General features: G+C 58.9%; 19 protein-coding genes. 10 read left to right on the top strand and 9 right to left on the bottom strand.

The window, feature by feature from the left end:
* Positions 1-2: 2 nt before the first annotated feature.
* The 3 genes from ACR0D6_RS03670 to ACR0D6_RS03660 are packed head-to-tail and all read left to right on the top strand — an operon-like array spanning position 3 to position 2,802.
* Positions 3-845 (top strand): DMT family transporter, encoded by an 843-nt coding sequence (locus ACR0D6_RS03670; protein ID WP_480764493.1) that lies wholly within the window; start codon positions 3-5, stop codon positions 843-845.
* A 38-nt stretch (positions 846-883) separates the two neighbouring features.
* Positions 884-1,654, top strand: coding sequence for an alpha/beta hydrolase (locus ACR0D6_RS03665; RefSeq protein WP_480764492.1), 771 nt, complete (start codon positions 884-886; stop codon positions 1,652-1,654).
* Positions 1,651-2,802, top strand: a complete 1,152-nt coding sequence (locus ACR0D6_RS03660) for an alpha-D-ribose 1-methylphosphonate 5-triphosphate diphosphatase (protein WP_480764491.1) — start codon at positions 1,651-1,653, stop codon at positions 2,800-2,802. Before ACR0D6_RS03665 ends, ACR0D6_RS03660 begins: the two co-directional genes overlap by 4 nt.
* Positions 2,803-2,872: 70 nt before the next feature.
* Here ACR0D6_RS03660 and ACR0D6_RS03655 read toward each other — a convergent pair whose 3' ends face one another.
* Genes ACR0D6_RS03655 through purE form a run of 3 tightly spaced genes read right to left on the bottom strand, consistent with a single transcriptional unit; the run spans position 2,873 to position 5,180 of the window.
* A complete protein-coding gene (locus ACR0D6_RS03655) occupies positions 2,873-3,940 on the bottom strand; it encodes a 5-(carboxyamino)imidazole ribonucleotide synthase (RefSeq protein WP_480764490.1) in 1,068 nt (355 codons plus the stop codon).
* On the bottom strand, positions 3,937-4,698 hold the full coding sequence (locus tag ACR0D6_RS03650) for an NAD(P)-binding domain-containing protein (protein ID WP_480764489.1): 762 nt from the start codon (positions 4,696-4,698) through the stop codon (positions 3,937-3,939). The genes ACR0D6_RS03655 and ACR0D6_RS03650 overlap by 4 nt, the downstream gene beginning before the upstream one ends.
* Positions 4,695-5,180: a 5-(carboxyamino)imidazole ribonucleotide mutase gene (purE, locus tag ACR0D6_RS03645; protein ID WP_480764488.1), complete on the bottom strand. Its 486-nt coding sequence runs from the start codon at positions 5,178-5,180 to the stop codon at positions 4,695-4,697. The genes ACR0D6_RS03650 and purE overlap by 4 nt, the downstream gene beginning before the upstream one ends.
* Before the next feature lie 124 nt (positions 5,181-5,304).
* Between purE and ACR0D6_RS03640 the strand changes: the two genes are divergently transcribed.
* Positions 5,305-5,619: a DUF1272 domain-containing protein gene (locus ACR0D6_RS03640; protein WP_480764487.1), complete on the top strand. Its 315-nt coding sequence runs from the start codon at positions 5,305-5,307 to the stop codon at positions 5,617-5,619.
* Positions 5,620-5,621: 2 nt separating this feature from the next.
* Here ACR0D6_RS03640 and ACR0D6_RS03635 read toward each other — a convergent pair whose 3' ends face one another.
* The gene (locus ACR0D6_RS03635) at positions 5,622-5,846 is read right to left on the bottom strand and encodes a YdcH family protein (protein WP_480727593.1); all 225 of its coding nucleotides are present in this window, start codon (positions 5,844-5,846) and stop codon (positions 5,622-5,624) included.
* 166 nt (positions 5,847-6,012) lie between these two features.
* Between ACR0D6_RS03635 and ACR0D6_RS03630 the strand changes: the two genes are divergently transcribed.
* The 5 genes from ACR0D6_RS03630 to ACR0D6_RS03610 all read left to right on the top strand — a co-directional run bounded on the left by ACR0D6_RS03630 (position 6,013) and on the right by ACR0D6_RS03610 (position 8,837).
* Entirely contained in the window at positions 6,013-6,426 is a 414-nt protein-coding gene (locus ACR0D6_RS03630) for an Hsp20 family protein (RefSeq protein ID WP_170650986.1), read from the top strand.
* A 3-nt stretch (positions 6,427-6,429) separates the two neighbouring features.
* Entirely contained in the window at positions 6,430-6,654 is a 225-nt protein-coding gene (locus ACR0D6_RS03625) for a DUF1150 family protein (protein WP_170650985.1), read from the top strand.
* A 92-nt stretch (positions 6,655-6,746) separates the two neighbouring features.
* Positions 6,747-7,637, top strand: coding sequence for a PhzF family phenazine biosynthesis protein (locus ACR0D6_RS03620; protein ID WP_480764486.1), 891 nt, complete (start codon positions 6,747-6,749; stop codon positions 7,635-7,637).
* A complete protein-coding gene (locus ACR0D6_RS03615; RefSeq protein WP_480764485.1) occupies positions 7,634-8,494 on the top strand; it encodes a hypothetical protein in 861 nt (286 codons plus the stop codon). The genes ACR0D6_RS03620 and ACR0D6_RS03615 overlap by 4 nt, the downstream gene beginning before the upstream one ends.
* A gap of 34 nt (positions 8,495-8,528) precedes the next feature.
* Positions 8,529-8,837, top strand: a complete 309-nt coding sequence (locus ACR0D6_RS03610) for a putative quinol monooxygenase (protein WP_480764484.1) — start codon at positions 8,529-8,531, stop codon at positions 8,835-8,837.
* Between the two features lie 28 nt (positions 8,838-8,865).
* Here the strand turns inward: ACR0D6_RS03610 and ACR0D6_RS03605 are convergent, their stop codons facing one another.
* From ACR0D6_RS03605 to trxB, 4 genes are all read right to left on the bottom strand, one after another.
* Positions 8,866-9,723: a hypothetical protein gene (locus ACR0D6_RS03605; RefSeq protein WP_170650981.1), complete on the bottom strand. Its 858-nt coding sequence runs from the start codon at positions 9,721-9,723 to the stop codon at positions 8,866-8,868.
* Positions 9,724-9,857: 134 nt separating this feature from the next.
* The gene (locus ACR0D6_RS03600; RefSeq protein ID WP_480764483.1) at positions 9,858-11,576 is read right to left on the bottom strand and encodes a bifunctional sulfate adenylyltransferase/adenylylsulfate kinase; all 1,719 of its coding nucleotides are present in this window, start codon (positions 11,574-11,576) and stop codon (positions 9,858-9,860) included.
* A gap of 182 nt (positions 11,577-11,758) precedes the next feature.
* A complete protein-coding gene (locus tag ACR0D6_RS03595; protein ID WP_480764482.1) occupies positions 11,759-13,462 on the bottom strand; it encodes an adenylate/guanylate cyclase domain-containing protein in 1,704 nt (567 codons plus the stop codon).
* A gap of 143 nt (positions 13,463-13,605) precedes the next feature.
* Positions 13,606-14,550 (bottom strand): thioredoxin-disulfide reductase, encoded by a 945-nt coding sequence (trxB, locus tag ACR0D6_RS03590; RefSeq protein WP_170650978.1) that lies wholly within the window; start codon positions 14,548-14,550, stop codon positions 13,606-13,608.
* A 222-nt stretch (positions 14,551-14,772) separates the two neighbouring features.
* On the opposite strand from trxB, the gene ACR0D6_RS03585 reads away from it, so the two are divergent.
* Positions 14,773-15,273: an Lrp/AsnC family transcriptional regulator gene (locus ACR0D6_RS03585; protein ID WP_170650977.1), complete on the top strand. Its 501-nt coding sequence runs from the start codon at positions 14,773-14,775 to the stop codon at positions 15,271-15,273.
* A gap of 102 nt (positions 15,274-15,375) precedes the next feature.
* Here the strand turns inward: ACR0D6_RS03585 and ACR0D6_RS03580 are convergent, their stop codons facing one another.
* Positions 15,376-16,158: a Hint domain-containing protein gene (locus ACR0D6_RS03580; protein WP_170650976.1), complete on the bottom strand. Its 783-nt coding sequence runs from the start codon at positions 16,156-16,158 to the stop codon at positions 15,376-15,378.
* Positions 16,159-16,257 lie beyond the last annotated feature (99 nt).

The following is a 16,257-nucleotide window of genomic DNA, read 5'->3' as shown; positions in this document are numbered from 1 at the left end:
GTATGAAACTGTTTCTGCTGACATCCCTGACCATGATCGCCTTTGCGGCAAACTCGATCCTGAACCGGCTGGCCATTGACAGCGGCGCCAGCGACCCGGGTACGTTCGCCGTTGTGCGCGTTCTGGCGGGGGCGCTGACGCTGGCGGTGCTGGTTACGCTGCGGGGCAGGCGGCTGCCCTTGCTGAACCCGAGGCGATTGGTCGGCGCGGGGGCGCTGTCGCTCTATATGGTCGGGTTTTCGATGGCCTATCTGACACTGGATGCGGGGCTGGGTGCGCTGATCCTGTTCGGCGTCGTGCAGATCACCATGTTTGCCGCCACGTCGGTGACCGGCGCACCGCCACAGATGCGGCAGGTGATCGGCGCATCGACAGCGTTCGCCGGGCTGGCCTATATCCTCTGGCCTGCGGGACAGGTTCAGGTAGACCCCGCTGGGGCTGCGCTAATGGTGGCGGCGGGCATCGGCTGGGGCGCCTATACGCTGACGGGACGGAGCGAGCCGGACGCGCTATCCGGAACCGGCGCGAATTTTGTGGTCGCCCTGCCGGTGACTGCGCTGGTCTTTGCGCTGGTCGGCACTGAATGGGCCATGACGCCTGCGGGTATCGTTCTGGCCGCTTTGTCCGGTGGCGTGACCTCGGGGCTTGGATATGCGCTGTGGTATCGCGTTCTGCCGCAACTGGCGCCAGCGGTGGCAGCCACCGTTCAGCTGAGTGTTCCGGTCATCGCCATTGCGGCAGGCATCGTCTTGCTGGGCGAAGCTGCCAGCCTGCGTCTGGCCGTCGGCACGCTTCTGGTGCTTGGGGGAATTGCCCTGGCGGTACTGAAAGTGAAGCGGGCTTAGGGGTTTCACCCGATCCCGTTTGGCCTTATCTGGCCTATATGAGGTTTCTTGTCTTCATATTATGCCTGCTCCCGGGGCTGGCGCGCGCCGATTGCGTTGTGCTGTTGCACGGTCTTGCACGTACCGAAGCCTCGTTTTCGATCATGGAGCAGCTGTTCCTTGCACATGATTACAAGGTGGTGCGGCCCGGCTATGCCTCGACCGACCTGCCGATACCTGACCTTGCGCGGCAAACCCTGCCCGCTGCTTTTGCCGAATGCGGCGATCAGCCAACGCACATCGTGTCGCATTCGATGGGCGGCATTCTGGTCCGCTATTGGCTGCAGGATCACCAGCCGGACAATCTGGGCCGTGTCGTCATGCTTGGCCCGCCCAATCAGGGCAGTCAGTTGGTGGATGAACTGGGCGATTGGGAAGTGTTCGGCCTGTTGCACGGACCAGCGGGCCTCTCGCTTGCGACTGGCCCCGATGGGTTTCCAGGTCAACTGCCTCCGGTCAATTTCGAACTGGGCGTGATCGCGGGTGAAAATTCATTAAATCCAGTGTTTTCTTCGATGATTGACGGACCAGATGACGGCAAGGTTTCGGTGGAAACAACCAAGGTTGACGGTATGTCCGACCACATCGTCCTGCCGGTGACGCATACCTTCATGATGAACAACCCCCGGGTTATGGCGCAGGCATTGCATTTCATCGAATTCGGCCGTTTCGACCCCGAGATCACCTGGCTTGACGGCGTAATGGACGTCATCGACGAGATCTGCATCGGGCGGGACTGCACCGAGCCAGAGTCGGAGCCCACAAGATGAGCGCACTGGAACTGACCCTGACCGGCGCGGACATCCTGCTGCCGGATAACACGATAACACGCGGCGAGCTGAGCCTGGCGGAAGGCATGGTTCAGCAAGACCGGGCAGGGCGCCAGATCGATCTGTCCGGGTACCTCATCCTCCCCGGTATTATCGACCTGCATGGCGACGGGTTCGAACGCCACCTCGCCCCACGTCGCGGTGCGATGAAACAGATGGACGAAGGCGTCATCGCGACTGAGGCTGAACTGGCCGCAAACGGCATCACCACCGCCGTCATGGCGCAGTTTCACAGTTGGGAGGGCGGCGTGCGCGGCCCGGAATTTGCTGCGCAGGTATTTGCCGCGATCGCTTCGGTCAAAGCCACTGTAGTGACGGACCTGATCCCGCAATTGCGCTTTGAAACTCACATGCTCGGGGATTACACCAGCCTTCCTGACCGCATTGCCGACTGGCAGGTGCCATATGTCGTGTTCAACGATCACCTGCCGCATGATCGGCTGTCACAGGGCCGGACGCCTCCGCGCCTGACCGGGCAGGCGCTCAAGGCCGGGCGCAGCCCCGAGGCGCATCTGGACATGCTGCAAACCATGCACGCCCGCAGGGACGAGGTTCCAGCGGCGCTTGACGCGCTCTGCGCAGAACTGTCACGGCAAGGCGTGCGCATGGGCAGCCACGATGATGCGACGGCGGCGACTCGCGCTGGATGGCGGGATCGCGGCGTGGCCATCGCGGAATTCCCCGAGACGCTCGACGCAGCCGAAGCTGCCCGCGCCGCCGGAGATCAGATTATTCTGGGCTCGCCAAATGTGGTGCGGGGCGGCTCACACAAAGGTAACGCCAGCGCCTTGGACCTGATCACCATGGGGCTGTGTGACGCGCTGGCCTCGGATTATCACTATCCCAGCCCGCGCCGGGCCGCGCTGATGATCGCCAGAACCGGCCTGCTGAATCTGGCAGGCGCATGGGCGCTGGTATCCTCAGGTCCCGCAAGGGTTCTGGGGCTGAATGATCGCGGCACGCTGGCGCTGGGTAAACGCGCCGACATCGTGATTCTCGACGCGGAAACGCATCGGGTCGCCGCCACGCTGGCCGGTGGCCGGGTCAGCCATATGTCTGGCGACATCGCGGCGCGCTTTCTGGGTTAGACGCACGCCGCGTCTTCATCTGGCCAAAATTACACCGGGCGTAGGCTTCGCGCGATACGCGCGTACTCCCTCAGCGGATGATGCGGTTGAAATGCCCCATCTTGCGGCCCGGTTTTACGTCGGCCTTGCCATAAAGATGGATGGCCACATCGCGCTCCTGCGCCAGTTCCGGCACCCGGTCCACGTCATCGCCGATCAGGTTTTCCATCACCACGTCCGCATTACGCTGACCATCCCCAAGCGGCCAGCCCGCCACCGCGCGGATATGCTGTTCAAACTGATCCACGGCGCATCCGTTCTGGGTCCAGTGGCCCGAATTATGCACACGTGGCGCAATTTCATTCACGATCAGTCCCTGCGGCGTCACGAACAGCTCAACCCCCATGACACCGACATAATCCAGCGCATTTAGGATATTGGCCGCCAGCAGCACCGCATCCGTCTTTTGCGACTGTGACAAACGGGCCGGTATAGTCGTTGTATGCAGGATACCATCGCGATGCACGTTCTCACCGGGATCAAAACAGGCGACCTGACCGTCCAGTCCGCGCGCGGCAATGATCGACACCTCATGGGTGAAATTCACAAACCCTTCCAGAATGGCAGGCGCCCCGGCCATGTCGGCCAGCGCAGCCCCGGCATCTTCGGCAGAGTGCAGTCGTGCCTGCCCCTTGCCGTCATAACCAAAGCGGCGGGTTTTCAGAATGGCCGGCGTGCCAATATCGGCAATCGCCGCGTTCAGGCTGTCCAGATCGGTGATATCGGCAAAGGGGGCCGTGTTCAGCCCCAGCCCCTGCAGAAACGTCTTTTCGGTCAGCCGGTCCTGACTGACCCGCAACGCCTCGCGCCCAGGGTGGATCGGGCGGTGCGCCTCCAGCAGATCCAGCGCCTCGGTCGGGATGTTTTCGAACTCATAGGTGATGACATCGACCGAGTCGGCAAAGGCCTTCAGCGCCGCCGCATCGTCATAGGCGGCTGTGGTCACGCGATCCGCGACCTGACCAGCGGGCGGGTTGGCGCCCGGCTCATAGATATGGGTGATAAAACCCAGCCGTGACGCCGCAACAGACAGCATCCGGCCCAACTGGCCGCCACCAAGAATTCCGATCACCGCTCCGGGGGCGAGCATGTCCGTCATCGTCCGTTCTCCAACCGTTGACCAATGGCCGTCAGCGCCGCACGCAGCGCTTCATGTGCACGACCTGTTTTCAGTGCATCCGTCATTTGCAGGCTCAGCGTACCGTCCGTGGCCAGCGCATCGCGTTCCGATGCCAGCGCACCAGCCTTGCCCTTGTCCATTGTCGCAAGGAACCCGGACAACAACTGCGCCGTGTAGAACTCTGCCGCGTCTGTATCGCCGGTTTGTTCCGCCAGCCAGCCAGCACCAGTTGCCATCAGGTCCAGCATGCCCGGAACCATTGCGCAAATTGCAAAATGCGCGTTCAGCGCGGCCTCGTCAGCGACTTTCACCACCGGGTTTTCCGGCTCGAACAGTTCCGCCAGCAGGCGATCGTCGCCGAATGCTGCCAGTGGGCAACCACCCACACGTAAGAACCCCAGCGGTATTGTCTGAACGAAATCCGAAGCGGGTGCGCACAAATCGGCCAGTTGATCCGCCGACACTGCTGCCATGACGGAAACGATCCGATGATCCGCACGAAAGGTCAGCGGTGTCAGAACCTCGGCTGCCAAATGCGGGCGCAGGCACAAGAACACGATCTCGGACGCGTCGATGACAGCCTGCGGGGCCGCAATGGTGACGTTCAGCTCTTCTTTCAGCTCTGCCGATACGCGAATATTGCGTTCGGTGACTGAAATCACGTGCCCCTTGGCGGCCAGAAACCGCGCGATCGGGGCCGCGATATGCCCGGTCCCGATAAAGCCGATCCGGCTCATCCTTCGGGCTCCTCCGGGATCGAGGCCGACAAGGCCTCGCGCCACGCATCCAGACGTTCCGCCAGTGCTTCGTTCTGCAATGCTAGAATGCCAGCCGCCATCAGGCCCGCATTGGCCCCACCGGCCGATCCGATGGCCATGGTCGCAACCGGAAAGCCCTTGGGCATCTGCACGATGGAATACAGCGAGTCGACACCCGACAGCGCCCGCGTCTGAATCGGAACGCCAATCACCGGCACGCGGGTTTTCGACGCCATCATGCCCGGCAGATGCGCAGCACCTCCGGCCCCGGCAATGATCACCTGCAGACCGCGCCCGGCGGCTGTCTTGCCATAGTCCCACAACCGGTCAGGCGTTCTGTGCGCCGAAACGATACGCTTTTCATACGCCACGTCCAGTTCGTCGAGAATGTTCGCCGCTTCCTTCATGGTCGGCCAGTCCGACTGACTGCCCATGATGATCCCAACCCTGATATCGCCCATACGCGCTGTCCCCGCCTGCGGAAAGAGCGCGCACTATAGCCAAAAGCAACATTGGCGCAATTGGCAACATGTTGCATCGGGACGAAAACTCGGGAACTCTTTGACCCAAACAGGGAATGAGATGATGCTGGAACTGCGCCCCAACTGCGAACTGTGTGATCGTGACCTGCCACCCGATGCACCGGATGCACGCATTTGCAGCTACGAATGTACCTATTGCGCTGATTGCGTCGAGAATCAGTTGCACAATGTCTGCCCCACCTGCGGTGGCGGATTTGCACCGCGTCCGATCCGCCCGAAACGGTCTTGGCGGCCGGAACTGAACCTTGGGCTGGTCAATCAACCGGCAAGCGACAAACGCCGTCACTCAAAGTTCACGCGTGATGACATCGACGCGCATGTCGCGCGCATCCGGGATATTCCGCCCGAAAACAGGTAGTTTCAGGCGATTATGTCCGGGGTCAGGCGATCCTCGATCATGCGGATGATGTCTTTCAGACGAAGCTTCTGCTTTTTCAACCGCTTGATTGTCAGCTGGTCCGCCGTACCGGTGGCTTGCAGCGCCTCGATGGCTTCGTCAAGATCGCGGTGCTGACGGCGGAACACCTCCAGTTCAACCCGCAGAACTTCATCGGTTTTCATTGAAAGATCGGTAGGCGCGTTCATTGGCGACTCAGTATTTCCCTTGTTTATTGACACACAGAATAGTGTGTCCGGGTGAATCCGCCTAGACCTTGTGGACATCCTGTTTTCTTCCCATATTCTACATTGCGCGGTTGCCGCTACGGGGCCGCACCAACACGTCGCTTTGACAAAAAAGGACGAGGATAAAGTGTCGAAACTTACTCTTGGCTCCTACCCGCATCTGTTGGGGTTCGAGCAGCTGGAACGCCTTCTGGAACGCTCGGCCAAGGCCGGGAACGAAGGTTACCCGCCCTATAATATCGAGCAGACCTCGGATTTTTCCTATCGGATCACGCTCGCCGTGGCCGGATTTGCCGAGGAAGATCTGTCAATCACCATCGAGGATCGCCAGTTGGTGATCCGGGGCCGTCAACGCGACGACAGCGAGGGGCGCGTGTTCCTGCACCGTGGCATCGCCGCACGCCAGTTCCAGCGCATGTTCGTGCTGGCCGATGGCGTCGAGGTGGGCGAGGCCGTGATGGAAAACGGTCTGCTGCATGTCGATCTGACTCGGGCCGTTCCGGAAACCGTGGTGCAGACGATCAACATAAGAAAGGGGTAAGCCATGAATACGCCATATGAAATCAATACCGAAGGTGATCGCATCGTCTATGTAAAGGCGGTCGAGGTTTCGGACCTGCCGCAGGAAGTGCGCGATCAGGCCGGCGATCTTGAACAGCTTTACGCCGTCCATGATGCAAACGGCCAGCAACTGGCCCTTGTCGCCGACCGCAAGCTGGCCTTTGTTCTGGCCCGCGAACACGACCTGTCGCCTGTGGCTGTTCACTGAACGGCCACGCACTCTCTGAAAATACGTGACATTTGCCGTGTGACCGGCGAAACATGCCTGCCGTACAGACCGCCATAACCGGGAGAGGGCGCATGAGCTGGTTCGAATTCGATTGGGTGGATGCCTTCAGTGACCGCCCCTTTGGTGGCAACGGGTGTGCTGTTGTCTATGACGGCGCCGGCCTGTCCGAAAAGACCTGCACCGCCTATGTCCGCGAAACCTCGCTGGCTGAATGCACCTTCACCGGACCATCAGACGTGGCCGATATCCGCGTGCGATACTACCTTGCCAGTCGAGAGATTCCCTTTGCAGGTCACCCCACTATCGCCACCGTCGCGGCCATGCGGTCGCGCGGTATGGTCACGGGCGATACGCTGACGCTGGAAACCGGGGCAGGGATTGTCTCGATCCGACTGGATGGCGAAGAGATCGAGATGACGCAGATAGCCCCTGAATTCAGGGCGGTTGTCCCCGCCGATCTGGTGGCCGATTGCGTAGGTCTTGATGCCGACGCAATCATTTCTCCTCCGCAGATTGTATCAACGGGACTGCCGTTCTGCGTCACCATCCTGCGTGATCACGCGACACTGAGGCAGGCAAAACTGAATGTGGATGCCCTACGCCGTCTCGCCGAAAGTCAGGGATATTCCGGCACCGACATGATGGAACCATTTCTTGTGACGCTTCAGGGTGCAACGGATGCAGGTGACACGTTCTCGCGCCTTCTTTTGGCGCCGCCCAGCCTGCCCGAGGACCCTTTCACCGGCTCAGCCACCGGTGCAATGGCTGCCTATCTGTGGAAGTATGGGCTGATGGGTAAGGACTGTTTCATTGCCGAGCAGGGCCATGACATGGGCCGCCCGGGGCAGGCCACCGTCACGCGTGTCGGCACGCCTGACGCGATGACCGGCATCAAGGTCGCGGGCAAAGGCTTTGTCCTGATGCGCGGGCAGGTCGATCTGCCGGATGGAACGCCGCAATGACAGAACCCGCCATTGCGATTCTGCCCTATGGTCACCGACTTGGCCCGAAACTGGCCGAACTGCCACTGTCCGAGCTTTCCTGGCCCCTCGGCTGCCCGGATCGCCTGACCGGCAAAACCGTAGGCGATCTGGAACGTACCGACCACTTGATCATGTATCCCAACACCAAGGCGCATTTCCGCCTGCGCAGGGGGACACGGGCGCAGATTTCGCTGATGATGGGCGAGCCTTCGGCCATTCACGCCAAACACGACCGTCTGCTGCGTTATTCGTGGCGACGGTTTTTTCGGGTGTTCACCTTTCACGATGTTCTGCTGAAAAGCCTGCCGAACGCGGTTTTCCTGCCTTATGGGGCGACGCTGGTACCCGAATGGCGGGACCTGCCGCTGAACAAGGTGAAATCCTGTTCGCTGGTCGCCTCGGCCAAGCGCGATCTGATCGGGCATCAACTGCGTCACTCGGTGATCGACTGGGTGCGCGAGACGGAGCAGGACGTTGATATCATGGGGCGCGGTTACATGCCGTTCGACCAGAAATCCGATGGTCTGGCCCCCTATCGCTATTCGGCCGTGATCGAAAATGTGCGCGAAAAGAACTATTTCTCGGAAAAGCTGGTCGACGCCATTTTGTGTGCGACGGTGCCGATCTATTGGGGTTGCCCGAACATCGCGGATTTCATGGACACGTCCGGCATGATCCTCTGTGAGTCCGAGACCGACATCCGGGATGCGATAGCGTCCGTTTCCGAAAGCGACTTTGAACAACGATTACCTGCGCTTCAGGCTATTCAACCCGTCGCGGACACGTTTGGAGATTTCGAAGGCCGTGCAGCGCGGGCCCTCAGGGATCAACTTTGATTATGGCGGCCAAGTTTCAGGGAAAGACAAACAGATGACTGCAGATGACGAGCCCCGGGTTTTTCTGAACGGATATCTGGATGTTCCGGCCGACAGACTGGAGGCGGTCAGGGCCGCCTTGCCCGCACATATTGATCTGACGCGGGCGGAACCGGGCTGCATGTCCTTCGATGTGACCGAATCCGACGACCATCCCGGGCGTTTCATCGTGGCCGAAATCTTTGAAAATCAGGCTGCATTCGATGCCCACCAGACCCGGACCAGAAATTCCGGCTGGTTCGCGGTGACCAAAGGCATTCCCCGCGACTATTCGGTCACGACCGGGGCGCCGCAAAAGGGCTGAAACCCGGCTCGATTTCCGAGCTGGCTGGCTATCCTGTCGGTTGCCCCGACTTCATCCAGTCCAGCAGAGGTATCGGATTTTCTGTCGGATCGATACCGTGCCGATCGCAAAGCCTTGCCAGATAGCTGCCCGGTTTCGGAAGACCCTGCGCGGCGCGGGCCAGATATTTTTTCTGATGCCCGTAGATGTGAACCGAATAGACACCCTCGCGTTCGATATCGGCCGTTTCGATCTCGGGGGCGTGCAGCTTCCAAAGGTGGTCCGGCAGCAGCGGATAGAACGCATCGGCAGGCATCGCGTGTCTGTCTTCGCCGGTCTGGCGCAGGAAGTGGCCGAACGCTTTTGGCCCGGAACATCCCCATGGCAGGGTTTCGATCCCCCAGGATTCCCCGTTCGACACCCGGCGCCGGTTGATCCGCCGCAAGCGATCACCCCGCCAGGGCTGCGTTGGGTTAGGGTCGGTGACGAACTCCAACATCAGCTTCAGCGTCTCTGAATCCTTTGGCAGCCGCACCACGCCATTCGGAAATCCGCCCACTCCGGAATGGGCGAAGACATAAGGTGTTTCAAAATCGAAGGGACGAACGCAATAGGCATCCAGATCAACCCAGATGAAATCGGTTTTCTCAAACAGGTGCAGCCGAAAGATGTCCGAGAACACAGCGACCTTCAGCCGGTCGTTGTCTTCGATGTCAAACGGTGCTGGCCAGAGGACGTCCGAGGCAGGTTTGACAGTTGTACAAATCGGAATGTTGGCGATTTTTTTTGGTACAAACAGAACAAAACGGTGCCCCCGATCCAGAAACGACTGAATGCACAGCGCCTCTAGCCACGATAGGTCAGACCCAAACCAAAAGCTGGCAACCGTGGGTAACGCGTGATTCATTCAACGACCGGATCAGATGAGAGTTGCCGATTTGCAGCAATCTCACGAGGGTTTGTCAATGCCACCGGGAACGGCCCAAAAAAAACGGCCCCCGAAATATCGGAGGCCGCCTATCAAAATTTGGTCGGGTTGCTTTACGAACCCGCGATCAGACCCATGCTCTCCAGTTTCAGCAGAACCTGATGGGCGCAGTTGTCGACATCGACATTCTCGGTCTCGACACGCAATTCCGGGTTTTCAGGAACATCGTAAGGGTCGGAAATTCCAGTGAATTCCTGAATCTTCCCTTCACGCGCCAGCTTGTAAAGACCCTTGCGATCGCGGCGTTCGCATTCCTCGATCGAGGTCGAGACGTGCACCTCGCAGAAGGCACCAAAGGCTTCGATATCTTCCCGCACGGCGCGGCGGGTTGTGGCATAGGGCGCGATGGGGGCACAGATGGCGATACCGCCATTCTTGGTGATCTCGGACGCGACATAGCCGATACGACGGATGTTCAGGTCGCGGTGCTCTTTCGAAAAGCCCAGTTCGCTCGACAGGTTTTTCCGCACGATATCGCCGTCCAGCAGCGTCACGGGACGGTCGCCCATCTCCATCAGTTTGACCATCAAAGCATTGGCAATAGTGGATTTTCCAGAACCCGAGAAGCCAGTGAAGAACACCGTAAAGCCCTGATGCGAACGCGGCGGGAACCGGTTGCGCAACTCCTGAACAACCTCGGGGAACGAGAACCATTCCGGAATCTCCAGCCCTTCGCGAAGACGGCGGCGCAGTTCGGTTCCGCTGATGTTCAGGATCGTGACGTTTTCCTTGTCCGCGATCTCGTCATTGGGCTCGTACTGGGCTCGTTCCTGCACATAGACCATGTGTTTGAAATCAACCATCTCAAGGCCGATCTCGTCCTGATATTCACGGAACAGATCCTGCGCATCGTAAGGTCCGTAAAAATCCTCACCGGCCGAGTTCTTGCCGGGGCCTGCATGGTCGCGGCCAACAATAAAGTGGGTGCAGCCGTGGTTTTTGCGGATCAGACCGTGCCAGACAGCTTCACGCGGGCCAGCCATACGCATCGCCAGGTTCAGCAGCGACATCGAGGTGGTTGAAGCCGGATATTTGTCCAGAACGGCTTCATAGCAGCGCACGCGGGTGAAATGGTCCACATCACCTGGCTTGGTCAGACCGACAACCGGGTGGATCAGCAGGTTGGCCTGTGCTTCCTTGGCGGCACGGAATGTCAGTTCCTGATGCGCCCGGTGCAGCGGGTTGCGGGTCTGGAACGCTACAACACGACGCCAGCCAACCTTGCGGAAGTAGGCGCGCAACTCGTTCGGCGTATCGCGGCGGGCCTTGAAATCATAGTGGATCGGCGGCTGGATACCGGTGACAGGGCCACCCAGATAGATCTTGCCCGCCTCGTTATGCAGATAGTTGACGGCCGGGTGCGCGTCATCGTCAGCACCAAAAACCTTTTCCGCCTCGTTGGCCTTGTTCGGGGTCCAGCGGTCGGTGACGGTCATGGTCGCCAGGATCACGCCTTCCTGATCGCGCAGGGCGATGTCCTGCCCCAGTTCGATCTTCTCGGCGAACTCTTCGCCCACATCCAGCGTGATCGGCATGGGCCAGAGGGTACCGTCTGCAAGGCGCATGTTTTCGACGACGCCGTTATAGTCCTCTTCGGACAGGAACCCCTTGAGCGGGTTGAAGCCGCCATTCATCAACAGTTCCAGATCACAGATCTGGCGCGGTGTCAGGTCCCAGCTTGTCAGGTCTGCGGCTTCGACTTTCAGTTTCTGGGCCGAGTCATAGGACACATAAAGTTCGGGGATCGGGGCCAGATTACTTAACATCGTCATTGGAATACTCTTGTCAGATCGGTTGAATTGCTGCTGTTTCAGTGGCATTTCGCGCCATTTGCACTGTCATTCAGCAGAAGTCCAGACGGCTGCGAAAACAAAGAACGGAATGCGCGGATTTTGCACAGAACAGAAGGATGTTCCAAGGATGCGCATTTGACGCGAAAATGAATTCGAAAAATTCAGTTTGCGGGAGGGTTTTCGGACACATTTTCCGATGCTGTCAACTGATCTGTGAGCTGAGATGCCCGCTGGACAGGCAGCGCTGCGATCGGCTCTGCAACCCCACGTAACTGGAACTCTGTCAAAGGCAGCCGGGTGGTATCGATCCCCGCTGCCGCAAGCACCGCGTCGGATACAAGCAGCTCGACGCTCAGGCCTTTGGTTTCACCCTCCAGTCGGCTTGCGACATTGACCGCGTCCCCGATGATCGTGTGCGAGGCGTGGCCTTGCGCACCAATTTCCCCAAGTACCAGATCACCCAGATGCAGCCCCATGCCGATTTTGATTTCGGGGCTGTTTTCACCGGCAAGCTGCTTGTTGAAATTCTCCAAGGCCCGGCTGACATCCGAAGCCGCTTTTAGCCCGGCTTTCGCCGAACTGGCGGTGTCGCGGGTTTCGAAGACGGCAAGCAGCCCGTCGCCCAGGTATTTGTCGACCACGCCGCCATCGTTTGTGATCGCAGGTACGATTGCGTCGAAAAACCGGTTCAAAAGAAACACGACATCATAGGGCAACTGGCCTGCCGTTCGCGCCGTAAAACCCCGCATGTCCAGAAACAGAATTGCCAGCATCCGTTCCTGCCCCTGACTGGCATGGGCACGCGTACGGCCGCCGTCGGGTTTAAACACGCGAAAGACAGTCGACGGATGCGCCGGCCGGATCTGGCAGGCCAGACGCGTCCCCGGCGGTGCATTGACGGCTGCAAGGCTGCGCGCTTCGATGTCGGTTGGTGGATGCAATAAATCCGCACCTTGCTCCACAACAACGCGGCAGGTTGTGCAGCGCCCCTTGCCGCCACAAAGGGCGGTATGGGGGATGCCGTTGGCCTGCGACATCTCAAGCAAGGTCATCCCTGGTTCCGACAGGATCTCGGGGCCGTCGACATACCGCACCCTGACTGAATGCCGCTTGCGCCAGATCTTTCGCCCAAGGAACACCGCCGCCGTCAGGGCAAGTGCTGCCCAGAATACCGTGTGACCCCAGTCTTTCACGGCAAAAAGTGCTGTGAATTCCTGATTGGTGGGCCAGTTAAAGTACTCGACATATTGAGCGCGCAGATCCGGGTCGGCAAAGTCCGCCATCATTCGCCGGCCCTCGGTGATCAATCCGACATAGGCAAATCCGGGGACCAGTACCGCAACGCCGATCAGATAGGGGATCGCGGTGCGCCACCATCGCGTCAGACGCAGCCAGAAATGCAGGCCGATACAGCCATGTATCCAGACCAGCAACAACAGGATGCTTTGATACCAGATCGAGTTGTTCGGCCACATCAGAACCATGATGTAGCTCATCGCGTCGTTTACACCGAAAACCTCGTGCGCATACCGAGTCTGAACAAGATGAGAGAGCAGTTGCAGCGGGATCAGCAGGCCCAGAACCATCTGCAATGCGGCGCTGAAAGGCATACGCAGGGTGCGCCTTTGTGCGATCGAGGTCAGGGCAAGTCCGGCATGGATCAACAGTGAGGCATACAGGATCACGGTGCCCGGCACGCTGCGCGTCACCCACTGGCGGGCGCCCTGCATCGCGTTCATCCAGACGGGGTCAATCAGGCCGAGGCCGATATTGATAAAGTGAAAAAACGCATAGAGAAGCAGGATCAGGCCGGTCGCGATCCTGAGCCGTGTGGTCCAGCTGCCTCGCCAGAGGGCACTTGCCAAAATCTTCTCCGGTTTCTTTTTAACGGCAGGCAAAGTCTGTGCCGCGCGCAAGCCCGGGTCAAGGCACAGTTACGAGAGGCAAAATGAAAGGGCCGATCCGCAGTAAGGACCAGCCCTTTCCTTAGAGATAGGGAATTAATGCCTCAGGCGTCGTGTTCCGCCAGAAAGCGTTCGGCATCCAGCGCCGCCATGCATCCCATGCCCGCAGATGTCACGGCCTGACGATATACGTGATCCGTCAGATCACCAGCAGCAAAGACGCCCGGGACCGAAGTTTCAGTGGTGCCCGGTTTGGTCACCACATAGCCACCCATGTGGGTTTCCAGCGTATCCTTGACGAGTTCGTTGGCCGGTGCATGACCAATGGCAACGAAAACGCCCTTACACGGGATTTCGGTGATTTCACCGGTTTTCACGTTCTTTACGCGAACGCCTTCAACGCCAAGCGGGGCATCCGTGCCGATCACTTCGTCAAGCTCGTGAAACCACAGCGGTTCGATCTTTTCATTCTTGAACAGACGATCCTGCAGGATTTTTTCAGCGCGCAGCTCGTCGCGGCGATGGATCAGCGTGACTTTGCTGGCGAAGTTGGTCAGGAACAGGGCTTCTTCGACCGCAGTATTGCCGCCGCCGATTACTACGATTTCCTGCCCGCGATAGAAAAAACCATCGCAGGTCGCGCAGGCGGAAACGCCAAATCCCTTGAACTTGTCTTCCGAAGGAAGCCCCAGCCATTTCGCGCGGGCTCCGGTCGCCAGAATGACCGAGTCGGCGGTGTAAGTCGTTCCGTTGTCGCCCTTGGCAGTGAAAGGGCGCTTGCTGAGGTCCAGATCACTGACGATATCGCCAATGACTTCGCAGCCCATGGCGGCAGCGTGTTCCTGCATCTTGATCATCAGGTCCGGGCCCTGAACTTCGGTGAATCCGGGATAGTTTTCGACTTCGGTCGTTGTGGTCAACTGACCACCGGGTTCGATACCCTGTACCAGAATCGGCTGCAGCATTGCCCGGCTTGCGTAAACGCCCGCGGTGTAACCGGCAGGCCCCGATCCGATAATCAGAACCTTGGTGTGTCGTGTCTCGGCCATGGTACCCCCAATGAAACTGCCTCTGCGGACCTGCGATCCTCAGCGTTTGGATATAGCGGTCAGTGAAACGGGCTTAAACCCCTTTTCCCATGCAGGGCCGTCATGCACCCACGGGGATGCACTGAAAAAGAGCATTGAGAATAAAGAATATTGCTTAATCGCGAAAGATTATTGCGCATCATCCGTGCGCTGCTATAAGAACCGAAAATTCAGGAGCATTCCATGGTCGCGACACGGCTGGATGAAATTGACCGCAAGATATTGGCGGAATTGCAGGCAGACGGTCGGATGACCAATGTTGAGCTCGCAAAACGCGTGGGAATTTCGGCTCCGCCCTGTTTGCGGCGCGTGCGGACACTGGAAGAAGCGGGCCTGATCCGCGGCTATCACGCCGAAGTGAACGCACGGGAACTGGGATTTGAGGTTCAGGTGTTTGCCATGGTTGGTCTCGAAAGCCAGGCCGAGACGGAATTGCGGGCCTTCGAAGACCGCTGCCGTGAATGGCCGTTGGTTCGGGAATGTCACATGCTGAACGGTGAGGTCGATTTCATTCTAAAGTGTGTCGCGCCGGACCTCAGCAGCTTTCAGCAGTTTTTGACAGGAGAGTTGCTGACCACGCCGAACGTGGCCAGCGTCAAGACTTCGTTGGTTATCCGCGGCGCAAAAGACGCCCCAGGCGTGCCGTTCGACGTATTGGAAGAACGGCTGAGCCGGTCGGCGTAGCAGCGACGTTTTTTGGTGTTGCGTTGCACGGCGGTAAAAACGCCGCGATGGTTAACGAAAACACCCAACTCAGTAACAATTGCATAATAGCCCCCCCAGGATTCATGCAGTGATAGCGTCAATCTCACCATCTCCGGCGCGCGGAAGCAACAGCGGACCGAAATCGTTCAGAGAACTGATGTGTGAGAACAGATTCAGATAGATGGATCGCAACGATTGGCTGAGCATCCGGATGGCATTTGTCCCCGGATGATAGGTTTCGAATTGCAATCCGTCGATGCGAATAACCGAATGCCGGCGCAGGCATATATGAAACAGTTCCACCGGTGTTGGTGGGATAGTTTCGACTACGCTCATTCCATCCTGAAACTCCTGCACCGGTGTCAGCATCGGATCACCACCGCTGAGATGGTGCAGATGCGCGGGCGAGGCCAGCAGACGGGCCGACGGGCCGGCAATTACACCAGACATCGGTTTTTGCATGCCAAAAGTATCGGCCATGATTCGCGTCAGCGGATGCGTCCGACCACGGGCGTCGGCTTTGCCAGGTAGCAGCGTAACTGACCCCTTCCAAAGAACCGTTTCTGCCGCACCGTCCAAGGTGATCACCTTGTCACCAGGCATCAGATCCTCGATGGCCATCGGGCCGATATCGGTCTCGACAAGCGAGCCGCGGGAAAATGCACAGAAGGCGTCCTCGAACAAGGGCAGGGCAGGCGCGATGTGGCGCACCTGAGACACCTCACCGTTCTTTAGAAGTGAACTGACTTCGTAGCGTCTGAGTTGGGCCCGTTGCGGGCTGGCTGGCGTTTGTACATCGCGCAGCAGTACAGATGTCTCGACCGCGTTTTTTGCTGCTCGAGCCAGCGAATGTGGAATAGTCATATGTATTCCGTCCCCTCTAATTTATGCCGATTCCCGATCATCCCCTCTGATCTACCTGGTTCGGCATTTTGATTTTTTGTCTTGAAATGAATGTATTAC

The organism is Ruegeria sp. BJ6, from assembly GCF_056537885.1.
The sequence above is the reverse complement of the archived record's forward strand: the minus strand, read 5'-3'. Positions and strand labels throughout refer to the sequence as shown.

Excerpts from the sequence above, each read along its gene's own strand:
- ACR0D6_RS03670 (WP_480764493.1), top strand. The coding sequence starts at position 3 with ATGAAACTGTTTCTGCTGACATCCCTGACCATGATCGCCTTTGCGGCA.
- ACR0D6_RS03665 (WP_480764492.1), top strand. The coding sequence starts at position 884 with ATGAGGTTTCTTGTCTTCATATTATGCCTGCTCCCGGGGCTGGCGCGC.
- ACR0D6_RS03660 (WP_480764491.1), top strand. The coding sequence starts at position 1,651 with ATGAGCGCACTGGAACTGACCCTGACCGGCGCGGACATCCTGCTGCCG.
- ACR0D6_RS03655 (WP_480764490.1), bottom strand. The coding sequence starts at position 3,940 with ATGACGGACATGCTCGCCCCCGGAGCGGTGATCGGAATTCTTGGTGGC.
- ACR0D6_RS03650 (WP_480764489.1), bottom strand. The coding sequence starts at position 4,698 with ATGAGCCGGATCGGCTTTATCGGGACCGGGCATATCGCGGCCCCGATC.
- purE (WP_480764488.1), bottom strand. The coding sequence starts at position 5,180 with ATGGGCGATATCAGGGTTGGGATCATCATGGGCAGTCAGTCGGACTGG.
- ACR0D6_RS03640 (WP_480764487.1), top strand. The coding sequence starts at position 5,305 with ATGCTGGAACTGCGCCCCAACTGCGAACTGTGTGATCGTGACCTGCCA.
- ACR0D6_RS03635 (WP_480727593.1), bottom strand. The coding sequence starts at position 5,846 with ATGAACGCGCCTACCGATCTTTCAATGAAAACCGATGAAGTTCTGCGG.
- ACR0D6_RS03625 (WP_170650985.1), top strand. The coding sequence starts at position 6,430 with ATGAATACGCCATATGAAATCAATACCGAAGGTGATCGCATCGTCTAT.
- ACR0D6_RS03620 (WP_480764486.1), top strand. The coding sequence starts at position 6,747 with ATGAGCTGGTTCGAATTCGATTGGGTGGATGCCTTCAGTGACCGCCCC.
- ACR0D6_RS03615 (WP_480764485.1), top strand. The coding sequence starts at position 7,634 with ATGACAGAACCCGCCATTGCGATTCTGCCCTATGGTCACCGACTTGGC.
- ACR0D6_RS03610 (WP_480764484.1), top strand. The coding sequence starts at position 8,529 with ATGACTGCAGATGACGAGCCCCGGGTTTTTCTGAACGGATATCTGGAT.
- ACR0D6_RS03605 (WP_170650981.1), bottom strand. The coding sequence starts at position 9,723 with ATGAATCACGCGTTACCCACGGTTGCCAGCTTTTGGTTTGGGTCTGAC.
- ACR0D6_RS03600 (WP_480764483.1), bottom strand. The coding sequence starts at position 11,576 with ATGACGATGTTAAGTAATCTGGCCCCGATCCCCGAACTTTATGTGTCC.
- trxB (WP_170650978.1), bottom strand. The coding sequence starts at position 14,550 with ATGGCCGAGACACGACACACCAAGGTTCTGATTATCGGATCGGGGCCT.
- ACR0D6_RS03585 (WP_170650977.1), top strand. The coding sequence starts at position 14,773 with ATGGTCGCGACACGGCTGGATGAAATTGACCGCAAGATATTGGCGGAA.
- ACR0D6_RS03580 (WP_170650976.1), bottom strand. The coding sequence starts at position 16,158 with ATGACTATTCCACATTCGCTGGCTCGAGCAGCAAAAAACGCGGTCGAG.